Source organism: Vibrio sp. PID17_43 (assembly GCF_002608565.1).
GTDB lineage: Bacteria > Pseudomonadota > Gammaproteobacteria > Enterobacterales > Vibrionaceae > Vibrio.
This window is the reverse complement of record NZ_LIXM01000019.1, coordinates 18,252-31,888: the sequence shown is the minus strand read 5'-3', so window position 1 is coordinate 31,888 and position 13,637 is coordinate 18,252. Positions and strand designations below refer to the sequence as shown.

The following is a 13,637-nucleotide window of genomic DNA, read 5'->3' as shown; positions in this document are numbered from 1 at the left end:
TCTATAAACTGTGACCAAACTGCCCTTCGGTGCCACCTTTGCCTGTCGCGTATTGGTAGCTAGAATGATTACTGCTATCGGTCACTGTAGTGCCGTTAACTCGGTATTTATCAAAGTCCAACGTCGCACCTTTACCAAGCAAATAGAACTCAACGTCATTCGGACTGATAAAGCCATCTGTTGGTAGCGTGATATTTCGTCGGTCGACCGGTTTAGCTAATCGGGGAGTGACCAAAATCACCAATTCTGTTTCACCAGAAACAAACTCCTCACTTTTAAACAAACGCCCAAGCACCGGGAGTTCTGAAACACCCGGTAAGCCAGAGTCAAGATTTCGCGCATTTTCACTCAACAGGCCAGCTATCCCTATCGTCTGCCCATCCGCAAGTTCCAATGTGCTACCTGCGCGACGAGTGGATAATGTTGGAACAAAATACGCAGCATTGGTCCCACCTGGGCTAAAGGTTAATGCTCCTGATGCGGTTAACTCGCTCACACTCACATTGAGTTGTAAGTTGATTTTTTTATCGCTCAAGATGTAAGGAACAAAAGCTAACTCTACGCCATATTCCTTGTAATCCACGGTAATTCCATCTTCGTTAGGCACAGGGACAGGGAACTCACCACCCGCGACGAAGTTGGCTTTTGTCCCACTCAGTGCTGTTAAGCTTGGCTCAGCCAGCACTTTTGCCACCCCATTTTGCTTAGCGACATCAAGCGCAAACGTGAACAAGGTATTGCTATCAATAAATGATCCCAAAAAACCAAATTCATTGACACCTGGTGCGTTAAGTACAGGTAAGATCGCATCATTAACACTTTCCATCGCACCGCCGACGGATGTTGCGCCCCACGTCCAATCACCACTCTTTTGGAAAAAGTGGAAGTTTGAATCAAAACGGCGAACCAGTGAACGTTGAACTTCTGCTACGGTAACCTCTAAAGTGACTTGTTGAGCGCCACCAATAGACAGTAAGTTTATAATCGGACTGGTATTTTGCTCTTCTTCGCTTTCATCAACAGATTTCGCTGCGGCAAAGGTTTCGGCAACTTTAAGGGCCACGTCCATGTTTTGTTGATTACTGACTAAACCTTTCAAAACAATCTTGTCCTGAGAGGTATGAACTTCAATCGTTTCATCCGGCAAAAAGTCATTAAGTTTTGATTTAAGAGTATTTAAGTCGTGAGTGACCTCAACATTAAATGACTCAATAATACGACCTTTTCTATCCCAGACTGAGACATTTGTTGTTCCCAATTTTTTGCCAATCAAAAATAGTTCATTGGATTTGAGCATTAAGATATCTAACACACTAGGGTCACCCAAGGTTACTTTTTTGGCACTACCTGAAATGATTAATTGAGTCGATTGATGATGTGGAACACTGACAATGCGTCCAGACTGTGCCGCTGCACTAACAGGAACACTCGTACTTGCAATCAGTACGCTCCAGAGAATAAGGATTATTTTTTTCATAACTCACCTAGTTGCTTACTCGAACATTAGACGTTTGAGTTCCTTTTATTATTGTCACGCTAGGTCTTGGCGTGTAACGAACGACCGAGGGTTTATCAATCGTATGTGGGTTACGCAGTGCCAATTGGATACTACCTTTACTATTTTCAGTGAGTAGTTTTTCCGCCTCTCTTGGCGTCACTTCCAATGTCACCGCTCGAACGATGACTGGCTTGTTATCTTTGGTTCGCGCGGTTTGATCCACAGCAAGAACCTTAAGGTTCTTTAACACCGTTTTGGTGTAACCACTTCTTGTATTGAGCACATCTACCTTATTACCTGGTAATAGGAAGCCCGCTACGCCTATGACATCGTTCACTCGTATGGTCAGCGCTCGTTTGTCTTCCGGGATCATTGCCGCCAGCGTCGCTCCCTCGCCAGGCAAGGTGATTCGACTTGGGTTGACCAACTCGCCTTTATAAATCGTCGTTGCAACGATCTGACCAAGTGCCTGAGCTTGTGTCTTTAGAGTACTCTCCTCTATCCAATCCACTTCCATTAACTTTGTAGCAAGGTGCTTTTCTTCAATGATCGTTCCTGGCTCTAGCTCTGTTGCAGCAATCAGTACGGGATGGCGTTCAACTTTTTCCAACTCGACAGTCGGCAACTTTTGATTATCCATCCACTGCTTTGCTACCATGACTGCGCCCAGCCCAAAAGCAACTGACAGCAACAAAAGTAAAGTAATTTGTGTTTTGCTCATGGTATTCTTCCTTTACTCATCGACGGTAAAATAAAGCCCCCAAGCGCGCGAGAGAATCTCAGCGGACACCCGTTTGCCAATTTGCTCAAATAACATTATGTCTCTGCTAATTCCCAACATATCCTTTGGTAAACATGGGAAATAACCAGTACTTGTTTCTTCATGAAGTTGAACTAACTGTTGGAAGAAATCCTCAGCTAAGGTCATCTCATAAGACGTAGCGAGTTCCATCCACAGTTGGCAATAATCGTCTAATTCAAGTGGCTTAAATTCGATCTTGTAGCCTAAACGGCGCAAAAATGCTGGGTCGGCAATTGAGCTAGGCGACAGGTTAGATGAAAACGCCAGAGTCAGTAGAAAAGGGACGGACGTTTGTTGACCATTGGGCAGCCCAAGGTGATCGACAAAATACTCCATGGGGACAATCCAGCGGTTTAGCAAAGCCGCAACGGGCATGGTTTGACGACCGAGATCGTCAATCACCAGAATTCCGTTATTGGCCATCATCTGAAGTGGCGCATTCCAAACACGATTGTGTTCACTGTGGTTCACCTCCAACATTTCCATGGTGAGTTCGCCACCGACTTGGATATTAGGCCTTTCACACAACACCCAACGTTTATCATAGTGGTTATTAAGTTTTACGAAGGCTTTGGTATGAGAGTTATCTACTCGCTTGTGGTGATGCTCGGAAAAGACTTTGATGATATTGCCATCAGCAAATACCGCATGTGGGATATACACTGAGGTATTCAGCGCATTCAATACCCTTGCGGCGACATAACTTTTCCCCGTCCCTGCATGGCCATAAAGCAGCAATGCCCTGCCGGAATTAATGGCAGGCCCTAAGACTGGGATTAATCGCTCCGCCCCATACACACCCGAGAGCGCTCGCTCCACATCCGCTCGCGTAATGGGTTGGTTGCGTAAATCCTGCCGCTGAACAATATCCCAATATTGCTCTAGCGAAACGGGCACCGGTCCAATATAAGCATCTTTTCGAAAGGCTAACTCCGCTTCTGCTAACCCTAATTCGGTTAAGCCATAGCGAACATTTGAATAAGTACTGGTGGCATTTAACGGTTGATAGACCTCCACCCAGCTGCGACTGCGCAGATGAGCCAGTGCCGTTTCAATAATAGTAGAGACCACACACATTCGGTTTGAAAGTTCGATCAAGTCCGACTTAGGGTGGGCTGACAAATGTTTAATCAGTAAGCTTTCGACCACCGCAGCGGGAACATCTAAATACTCTTCTGATGCTGGGACTGAAGGTGGCTCGATTTGCGGCACTAGATTGTCTTTGAAGACCGTAGCCATAGACGGTGCCCTCCTATTATTTGGCACTTCTTTTGTGGGCATTCCTTGCCCAAAATGAGTTGGCGCGACCTATTGAATGTAAAAGTAATACGCCAACCCTATTACAATCGCAGGAGCAAAAGGGATCACCAATGGCTGCTGGCTTCTCCAGCCAGGCGTCACTTTTTGCACCACATACGCCTTAACTTGCTGGTTAATGGGCTCCGTTGAAGATGCCAAGTGTAACGCCAGGTAAAACGCCCCGATCACACCACCTGCGATGATGATATATGGCGTCACTTGCCACATCACATCCGCGCCCAGCCACAAACCGATCACCGCAAGTAATTTCACATCTCCTCCTGCCATGGCTCGAGTGAGGTATAAAACAAAGCCAATGGCAAAGGTGGCTAAAAAGCCTTTTAGGTGCAGCCACCACATCACCTCTTGTTGTTGAAATAACTCAGCCGTCACGACCAACAACAGCGCGAGAACGAGTGGATTGGGGATACGGTGCTTCTGCGCATCAGAGACACCAATAGCCGCTATTAAACTCCAAATCACTAATGTCATAAACGAACTAAGTTTCTTTACTGATTTAACTAATTTTATCTGTAATGTCTTTAAATTTCGTTGCAATATTCTGCCAAAAGCCTGTAGCAATTAGTGCAGATACAATAAGCGACGCCCCTAAGATGTACTCCAGCAAGGTCAAGCCTTCTTCATCATTCCAAAAATCTTTGAGTACTTGTGTGAACTTTTCCATTTGAATTCCCCTATAATCCTGTACAAAGGTTTAATAATGCCAATTACATCACCCGAAAGAGTGATGCTCCTTTTTTAACTTAGGTCAGTAAAGTGCCAACTCGTTAGGACTTTTTTGCCTTTAATTGAGACTTTTTTGACAAACTGATATACATAACATTAACAATCATCAAAACAGTGACTACATTCACAAATCAAATGGTTACTTTCCTTTTCATTTCTTACCAGTCATCTAAACTAAAAGTGCTACTCATTTATTAGATTAGAGTTCTAAGCAGTAATAAAAATATCAACATGTGTGCTTATAAGCTTGATGACGTAGCTTTCTCTTTTATAACGCTGCAATCTGGTAAGAATTATCATGAAGACAAGGATGGTTTGGCTAGGAAAGCCTGTAAGTGATTTGCCTGTAAGTTGCGCGAAGCAACTCACCGACGTATTCGACGTACAGGAATGTTTTGAAGACATCTCAATTATCAGTGAGCCTGATGTGGATATGTGCGTATTATTTCTCGGCAATAGGGAAACACGCTACTTAGGCACGTTGGGCAAGCTTTGTGATAACCTCGGGAAAAAGCTGTTCGTTCTTCTACAAAGCCCACTTCAAGAATCTTTACCCGCTTCGTGCGATAGCTTGGAATTAAGCCTTTTGGATGAATCCTTTTTTCCAGCTTGGCTGGAACGCCTCAAGTTACGGTATTTGATCTCAGCAAAAGCAAGTTCCAAGGCGATTATTATTCCTCGCCCATTAACGATGCCTTCGCCCTCAGCCTCTATTTCCGACGAGTTGAAAAGCGTCATTCGCTTTATCGACGACAATTTTCACCAAGAAGTAAGAGAAGAAGAGGTCGCAAGTTTATGCCATTACTCTCCGAACTATTTTTCTAAATACTTTCATCGGGAGATGGGGATATCGTTTCGGAACTATCTGACATCCAAGCGGCTGTCCCAAGCTCAACGTCTACTCAAAGAGCAACCGAAATCGAAAATTGCTTACATCGCGTATCAGTGTGGGTATCAAGATGTGTCCTATTTTTCTCGGATCTTCAAAAAGAAAGTCGGTATTTCTCCTGCTACTTATCGGCATCAAGTTTAAGTCGTACTCGCCGTGCGAAATTTGTTTCATGAACGCTATCTTCGCCACAGAATTGTGCAAAATTCATTCACACCGAATGGATTAACATGCTAAGTTTTACAACAGGTTAACAACTATAAGTACAGCAAGATAACACATGGAGTCACTGACAATGAATCAGCCGAATATCAATAGTACTGCAGGTTGCGCTCTCCCGCCGCCAAATGAAATGATTCTTAAGTGGGCCGAAGTGCGCCCAAATGAGGTTTATTTAAAGCAAATTATCGACCGACAGTTTGTCGAATTCACCTTTGCTGAGGTGGCCGATCAAGCCCTCAGACTCGTCAGTGCGTTGCGCAGTTTGGGGCTTAAACCCGGCGATAAGGTGGCGTTGGTATCGAAAAACTGTGCAGAATGGTTTATCTGTGATCTCGCCATGATGTTGGGTGATTATGTCAGCGTGCCAATCTTTCCGACGGCAGGTACCGATACCATTGAGTACTGTATTACACACAGCGAAAGTAAGGCCCTGATTGGGGGTAAATTAGATGACCCTACCGCCACGCAAAAAGTCATTGATGGGCTAGCCGATATTATCAGCATCTCACTGCCTTATGACTCCGCTCCACAGTGCCAATATCAATACAAGCAATTGATTGCGAGCGCCGCACCTAGTGAAGAGCGCCCGCAGCATTACGATGACAAGTTGATGTCCCTTGTCTATACCTCTGGGACATCCGGTTTACCAAAAGGGGCAATGCTCACTTACGGCGCCTTCAGTTGGTCTGCACAGCAACTCATTGACCACATCGGTATTCAAGAAGGTGATCGCCTGTTCTCATACCTCCCACTCGCTCACATTACTGAACGAGTGTACATCTTTGGTTCCTCTATCATGGGAGGTGTGCAGACGGCATTTCCTGAGTCTTTGGATACCTTTATCGAAGATGTAAAAATGTACCGCCCAACGTTGTTTATCTCGGTTCCTCGCCTTTGGACCCTATTCCAACAACGCATTCAGGATAAACTGCCACAGAAAAGGCTCAATATTCTGCTGAAAATTCCATTTGTGAACACCTTGATCAAGAAAAAACTGGCAGAAGGACTTGGTTTAGATCAAGCGCGTGTTTTAGGCTGTGGTTCTGCCCCTGTCTCTCCCGCTTTACTCAAATGGTATCATTCCGTCGGCTTAAATATCACCGAGGCGTGGGGAATGACCGAGTCTTTCGCGTACAGCACGCTCAATTATCCATTTAACGCTGAAAAAATTGGGTCGGTTGGTAAAGCAGGACCAGGCATCGAACTGAAGATCGCCGACGACGATGAAATCATGGTTAAAGGCAAGGGGTTGTTCTCTGGCTATTATAAAAATGATATCGCAACGCAAGAATCATTTGATTCCGAAGGCTGGCTGCATACTGGCGACATTGGAGCTATCGATGCAGAAGGTTACCTGACGATCCAAGGTCGTAAAAAAGACACATTTAAAACCGCCAAAGGTAAATTTGTTGCGCCAGTACCTATCGAGAAAAAGCTTTTCGAATACAGCCGTGTTGAGATGATGTGTTTGATTGGTTTAGGTTTGCCTGCACCGATTCTCTTGGTGGTTCCACATAATTTCCCGAACTTCGATAAAGAACGCTATGCACGTACGACTAGCAAAGTCATTGCAAAAATGAATCAGGAGTTAGAATCACATGAGCAGATCAAAGGAGTGCTCATGATCCAAGATCCTTGGAGTATTGAAAATGGAGTGCTCACGCCAACGTTGAAGATAAAGCGCCACGTGCTTGAGCAGAAATACCATGATATTGGCCACAATTGGCCGAAAGGGAAGTTAGTACTGTGGGAAGAAGATTTATAACCGACCTGTTTTCGCATTATTGATAAAGTTTAAAATAAAAATAACGCTCCTACTTAGGGGCGTTTTTTATTTCCTTTGATACCCATTGTTGGGATTAAGTGGTCAGAAATAGCACAGAATAAGAGCTTGGAACTAGTGCACCATTTCTCTTTATCGAAATATTAAAAAGCCCCGCACTAGGCGGGGCTTTAATGTCTTAGAGTTAACTTAAGAATTACTTCTTAGCGTTACGCTCTTTAACTTCTGCAATCACTTGTTCTGCCACGTTGTTTGGACATGGGTTGTAGTGAGAGAATTCCATAGAGAATTGACCACGGCCAGAAGTCATAGTACGTAGAGTACCGATGTAACCAAACATTTCTGATAGAGGTACATCACCCTTGATACGTACGCCAGTAGTACCCGCTTGTTGATCTTTGATCATACCGCGACGACGGTTAAGGTCACCGATTACGTCACCAACGTGGTCTTCTGGAGTGAACACGTCAACTTTCATGATTGGCTCAAGAAGTTGCGCGCCAGCTTTAGGCATAGACTGACGGAATGCGCCTTTAGCCGCGATTTCGTAAGCGATAGCTGAAGAGTCAACTGCGTGGAAGCCACCGTCGAATAGTTCAACTTCTACGTCTAGAGTTGGGAAGCCAGCTAGAACACCGTTGTCCATCATGCTAGCGAAGCCTTTCTCTACTGCAGGCCAGAATTCTTTAGGTACGTTACCACCAACAACTGTTGATTTGAACGTGAAGCCAGAACCAGCTTCCCCTGGGCGGATGCGGTAGTCGATCTTACCGAACTGACCAGAACCACCAGACTGTTTCTTATGCGTGTAGCTATCTTCAACTGCTTGAGTGATAGTTTCACGGTAAGCTACCTGTGGAGCACCTACTTCTAGCTCAACGCCGTAAGTACGCTTCAGGATGTCTACTTTGATGTCTAGGTGAAGTTCGCCCATACCTTTAAGGATGGTTTCGCCTGAATCTTCGTCAGTTTCAACTTGGAATGATGGATCTTCTGCAACCATTTTACCGATCGCGATACCCATTTTCTCAGAACCGTTTTTATCTTTAGGCTTAACAGCGATAGAGATTACTGGTTCTGGGAAGATCATTGGCTCAAGAGTACATTCGTGCTTAGGATCACATAGAGTGTGACCAGTCTTCACGTTCTTCATACCAACAACTGCGATGATGTCACCAGCTTGTGCTGAATCGATCTCGTTACGCTCGTTCGCGTGCATCTCAACCATACGGCCGATACGCTCAGTCTTACCAGTAGCAGAGTTAAGGATCGTGTCACCTTTCTTCATCTTACCAGCGTAGATACGGATGAACGTTAGTGCACCGAAGCGGTCGTCCATGATCTTGAACGCAAGCGCTTTTAGTGACTCGTCTGCAGATACTGTTGCAACTTCGCCAGTTGGCTCACCAGTTTCTGGGTTAGTTAGTGGTTGAGGATCTACTTCTGTTGGAGAAGGTAGGTAGTCAACTACTGCGTCAAGAATAAGTTGGATACCTTTGTTCTTGTACGCTGAACCACAGTAAGTTGGGAAGAATGCTAGGTCACGTGTACCTTTACGGATACAACGTTTGATGTCTTCTAGAGAAGGCTCTTCGCCGTCCATGTAAGCCATCATTAGGTCATCGTCTTGCTCAACAGCAGTTTCGATTAGCATTTCACGGTATTCAGCAGCTTGGTCTACTAGATCAGCTGGAATATCTTGAACTTCGTAGTTCTCTGGAAGACCTGAGTCATCCCAGATGTAAGCTTTTTGGCTTAGTACGTCAACAACACCACAGAAGTCATCTTCGATACCGATTGGTAGAGTCATAACTAGTGGAGTAGCACCTAGAACGTTTTGTACTTGGTCAACAACTTTGAAGAAGTCAGCACCCATACGGTCTAGTTTGTTAACGAAGATTAGACGAGATACGTGAGACTCGTCCGCGTAACGCCAGTTAGTTTCAGACTGAGGCTCAACACCACCTGAACCACAGAATACACCGATACCACCGTCAAGTACTTTTAGAGAACGGTAAACTTCGATTGTGAAGTCAACGTGTCCAGGAGTATCGATGATGTTTAGGCGGTGATCGTTCCAGAAACAAGTAGTAGCAGCAGACTGGATTGTGATACCACGTTCAGCTTCCTGCTCCATGAAGTCAGTAGTAGTTGAACCGTCGTGAGTGTCACCGATCTTGTGGATTTTACCAGTTAGCTTAAGGATACGCTCTGTAGAGGTAGTTTTACCCGCGTCTACGTGAGCAAAAATACCAATGTTTCTGTATTTTGATAAATCAGTCATTGTCTTACTCTGTTAATAAGGTATAAAGTGCGCGCAGAGTATATCACATTCTGTCAAGACTGATACCCTTGCGTGCGGCTATGGATAAAAAATATTTAGCGGGGGAATCTACCCCAAAACAATAGCCAAGTGTAGTATTTTGCGGTGAAAAATCCCAGTTTTTCGCCATCCAACGGTTACGAGTGCCCAACTTGATAGCAACTCACAACTCATCAAACGCTTCTATCGCCTCTGAAAGCTTCTTCACGCCGTGGATTTGCATTCCTAGGATGCCACCTTTCGGCATATTGGCGGCTGGTACGATGGCTTTCTTGAAACCGTGCTTAAAGGCTTCATTCAAACGTTCTTGACCGCTTGGTACTGGACGAATTTCACCCGCCAAACCAACTTCACCGAATACCACTACATCTTTGGGTAATGGGCGATCACGGAAGCTGGATAAAAGCGCCATGACCAACGCAAGGTCTGCACTGGTCTCTGTCACCTTCACACCACCAACCACATTCACAAACACATCTTGGTCTGCCATTTGTAAACCGCCGTGCTTATGCAGGACCGCTAATAATAAAGAGAGGCGGTTTTGTTCCAGACCTACTGCAACTCGACGTGGGTTTGCTAATTGAGAATAATCCACCAGCGCCTGAATTTCTACGAGTAGAGGGCGAGTCCCTTCCCATACCACCATAACCGAAGAGCCTGACGTTTCTTCTTCACCACGTGATAGGAAAATAGCGGATGGGTTACTGACTTCTTTTAGCCCTTGTCCTGTCATGGCAAACACGCCTAACTCATTCACCGCACCAAAACGGTTTTTATGGCTGCGTAGCGTTCGGAATCGACTGTCTGTTCCGCCATCTAATAAGACGGAACAGTCAATGATGTGTTCAAGTACTTTAGGCCCCGCCAGCGTACCGTCTTTCGTTACATGACCAACAATAAAGACGGCAACGTTATTCTGCTTTGCGTAACGAGTTAGCGCGGTTGCGGATTCACGGACCTGCGCGACACTCCCTGGAGAGGATTGAACGTCAGAAACATGCATAACCTGAATCGAGTCAATCACCATAATGCGAGGCTGTTCTTTCTCTGCGATTTGGCAAATGCTATCTACATTGGTTTCCGATAGCATTTTTAAATGCTCTTTTGGCAACCCTAAACGAGACGCTCGCATCGCTACCTGCTGCAATGATTCCTCACCCGTGACATATAACGTCGGCATTTGTGACGATAATAAACACATGGTTTGTAATAGTAAGGTCGACTTACCGGCCCCCGGACTACCACCAATCAAAATGGCCGCTCCTGGGACAACACCGCCGCCAAGTACTCGATCTAACTCTTTAAAGCCGCTGGTAAATCTAGGCACTTCTTGCAAGTCAATCTCAGATAGCGTCTGTACTTTTGACTCGGTTGCAGAACCTGCGTAACCACTCAAGCGCTCATTGCGAGCAACGGTTGGCGACGCTGCAATTCGAACTTCAGTAATCGTGTTCCACGCGCCACACGCATTACATTGCCCCTGCCAACGTGGAAAGTCTGCGCCACAATCATTACAAACATACGCCCGTTTTGCTTTCGCCATGATGCCTCGATTTTTAAACACTCAATATTTTCAACAAATGTGACCAAACACTGTTACGCCAGTGCCTACCTAACGATAACTATTGATATACTCAAGCTTTGCTAGGTTTAGCCGATACAAATTAAATAACGACATACTCTAACAGAAATCATGCAGCAATCTGAAATACTCTCGCTCGCTGAACGACTGATTCCCACTTACGGTGCCGATGACTTCGATTTCGTTCTCAGCCAACTGACAGAAGGCGAACCACCATCAACAAAGTTACTGGTGAAAATGGAACTCAATCGTGTGATGGCGCCGTGCACCAAAAGCATCGACCTTCGAGGCCGCGTGAATGGTGAGTGTCGTAAATATCTTTTAGATGGCATCTCGCATTGGCTAGATGACGTTGCCTTTAATGCCTATCACAGAAACATCGAGAAGTTCGGTGGTTACACTGAAGGTATGTGGGAAGCGCTAATCAATACACGAAATAGCTTTCGCGCATTGAATCAGAACGGCGACATAGATGACGCCAAATCACTTACCGACCCCAACAGTCCCTTTTTGGCAGAGCCTATTCATCTAGGCTACGATTTAAAGCGTCAGGAAAAGCGTCTCAAGGTTCAGTCTCAAGTCGAAATTATTCGCTCAAATGGCCAAACTCTCCATGCCCTAAGCATCGACCTTTCCTGTTCGGGTGCCAAATTTAAAGTTCCTAGCGCATTCAATTACAGTTTAGGCGAGGTGCTTCAGGTGACCTTTACTGAATTGGCCAATAAATCCCAAGTCATCGGCATAGAGAAGGCGCTTGCGTACCACGTACTCGCAGTGGACGATTGCTATGAAAATAACGCTGTCCGTTATCTGCGCACTATTCGTTTAACCAAAACGAACATTGTTGCACAAGTCATTGATGAAGCTTTAAATAATGCGACGAAGCGCGCTCGCCATGATAATCAGGACAAAATCATTCGATTACGCACTCGCGGCTACGAAAACATTTCATTAAAACACACCAGTAATTTACCGCTGTTCTTTGAAGGCAGCGAGCTGAAGCTGGCCATGTTGACAGAAAATAACCAAAAGTTATGGCAATACTGGCATGATGAACGTAACCAACAGGTATTTGGTTCCTTATTTCATGAACAAAGAATGGCATCACTGATTACTCCTGGTGTAAAAGGCACCACCAATGTCATTTACTCTTTCACGCACGAGCACGAAAACAAAACGTATTTCTATTCGATGTTGAGGCCTGAAGCAAGCAGAGAGCAACGCCAGCTGTTTTGGCATCTTGGCGCAAAAAGACCAAGTTGGCGGGCATTTTACCTCTCCATTTTTGAATTATCCGAACAAGAGAAGCATGACCTCGCGACATTCTCGGCAGAGCTGGCAGACCGTTCACACTCATTGACTCACATCGGTATTTTACAAGAAATAGCCGATCAGGAATCGGGGCAAGATTACCTATTGACCGAGAAGCCTCGCTTACTGGCGAATACACTCAATGTATTTCGTCATCCTCGCAAAATCATCGGAAATCCAAAAGGGATCTATTTTGACGCAAAGTCACGTCGAAAGGAGCCCCGCTACCGATTTAAAACTCCATTGGTGTTCAAATACGACACGATAAAAACGGCTGGTTTTACTGCTGATATCTCTAAGCGCGGCCTAAACATCAGGTTAGATGAACCCGCATTATTGCGCTCCGGACAAGAAGTACTGATTAACTTTCGTGAGCTTCAGCTTTATGACAAAAAGTTACCTTTAAGCGCTGTACCTTATCGCATAGTCCGAGTGAGCCCTGACGGCCTCAATGTTCAATTGGTGATTGACGAATATAGCAAAACCATGCGAATCATTGCGTTTCTTAACAGTATCATTGAGCACAACCAAGATAAGCTTATTCCACAAAAAGAAGTGCTGCCAAACCATGATCTTTTAGAGAGGTTGCATAGCCTGCTTCTATCACGCACGTTGAGTACGCCTATCTTTATCGGTAAGAGCGCCGCGTCTTCCGTGAGTACACCAGTCATTGGGGTAAATTTTCCGTTACCAAAGCACCTCGAACTCTATGCTCGCTTAGGTCACAACCAAATGTTTTCATTGGAACCTCTGTTTAAAGGCCGCTCGAACACGTTAATTGCAGATCCAATCAAGCGTATTGACGGAGCGGAAGCAAAACATCAGGATATCTATACGAGCGTGACAAAAATCGGTACGACAATCACCGCCGTGGAGTCAAAGTTACCGCAAGAGTTTGCCAATTTGAAAGAGCGTATCCTCTTCATCAAAAAAGCTCGTATGATGGGCGATTTTTATGCCACAAGGATATCAACCGCACCAATCTTTGATCCTATCACTAGCTTGTTGCGTCAGGATTTAGAGGACTTATCCCAATTTAGTATCCACCAAGCAAATAAACTCGAAAAGGAGTTAACCGCATTAGTCGGCTATAGTGAGTTTGAAGACATCACCGAAGAAGTCATCGTGAGATTAGAATTGACCGAATAGCAAAACACCGCCAACTTGGCGGTGTTTTATTA

10 protein-coding genes are annotated in these 13,637 nt (G+C 45.1%); 3 read left to right on the top strand and 7 right to left on the bottom strand.

Translation table 11 applies throughout. The features are described 5' to 3' along the window. Position 1: 1 nt before the first annotated feature. The 5 genes from AK965_RS14155 to AK965_RS20470 form a co-directional block, all read right to left on the bottom strand. On the bottom strand, positions 2 to 1,477 hold the full coding sequence (locus AK965_RS14155; RefSeq protein WP_099080215.1) for a type II and III secretion system protein family protein: 1,476 nt from the start codon (positions 1,475 to 1,477) through the stop codon (positions 2 to 4). A 7-nt stretch (positions 1,478 to 1,484) separates the two neighbouring features. After that, positions 1,485 to 2,219 (bottom strand): Flp pilus assembly protein CpaB, encoded by a 735-nt coding sequence (gene cpaB, locus AK965_RS14150; RefSeq protein WP_099080214.1) that lies wholly within the window; start codon positions 2,217 to 2,219, stop codon positions 1,485 to 1,487. Positions 2,220 to 2,231: 12 nt separating this feature from the next. Next, positions 2,232 to 3,539, bottom strand: a complete 1,308-nt coding sequence (locus AK965_RS14145) for an AAA family ATPase (protein WP_099080213.1) — start codon at positions 3,537 to 3,539, stop codon at positions 2,232 to 2,234. 69 nt (positions 3,540 to 3,608) lie between these two features. Further along, a complete protein-coding gene (locus AK965_RS14140) occupies positions 3,609 to 4,091 on the bottom strand; it encodes a prepilin peptidase (protein ID WP_099080212.1) in 483 nt (160 codons plus the stop codon). Positions 4,092 to 4,116: 25 nt separating this feature from the next. Then, positions 4,117 to 4,284, bottom strand: a complete 168-nt coding sequence (locus tag AK965_RS20470; protein ID WP_099080211.1) for a Flp family type IVb pilin — start codon at positions 4,282 to 4,284, stop codon at positions 4,117 to 4,119. Positions 4,285 to 4,644: 360 nt separating this feature from the next. Between AK965_RS20470 and AK965_RS14130 the strand changes: the two genes are divergently transcribed. Together AK965_RS14130 and AK965_RS14125 are read left to right on the top strand one after the other, a co-directional pair. Beyond that, positions 4,645 to 5,379, top strand: coding sequence for an AraC family transcriptional regulator (locus AK965_RS14130; RefSeq protein WP_099080210.1), 735 nt, complete (start codon positions 4,645 to 4,647; stop codon positions 5,377 to 5,379). A gap of 151 nt (positions 5,380 to 5,530) precedes the next feature. Further along, on the top strand, positions 5,531 to 7,222 hold the full coding sequence (locus tag AK965_RS14125; protein WP_172438155.1) for an AMP-binding protein: 1,692 nt from the start codon (positions 5,531 to 5,533) through the stop codon (positions 7,220 to 7,222). Between the two features lie 214 nt (positions 7,223 to 7,436). On the opposite strand, the gene fusA is transcribed toward AK965_RS14125, so the two are convergent. Both fusA and radA read right to left on the bottom strand, forming a co-directional pair. Next, a complete protein-coding gene (gene fusA / locus AK965_RS14120) occupies positions 7,437 to 9,524 on the bottom strand; it encodes an elongation factor G (RefSeq protein WP_099080208.1) in 2,088 nt (695 codons plus the stop codon). A 202-nt stretch (positions 9,525 to 9,726) separates the two neighbouring features. Continuing rightward, positions 9,727 to 11,106 (bottom strand): DNA repair protein RadA, encoded by a 1,380-nt coding sequence (gene radA / locus AK965_RS14115; protein WP_099080207.1) that lies wholly within the window; start codon positions 11,104 to 11,106, stop codon positions 9,727 to 9,729. A gap of 150 nt (positions 11,107 to 11,256) precedes the next feature. Here radA and AK965_RS14110 point away from each other — a divergent pair, with 150 nt between their 5' ends. Then, on the top strand, positions 11,257 to 13,605 hold the full coding sequence (locus AK965_RS14110) for a PilZ domain-containing protein (protein ID WP_099080206.1): 2,349 nt from the start codon (positions 11,257 to 11,259) through the stop codon (positions 13,603 to 13,605). Positions 13,606 to 13,637: the final 32 nt, after the last annotated feature.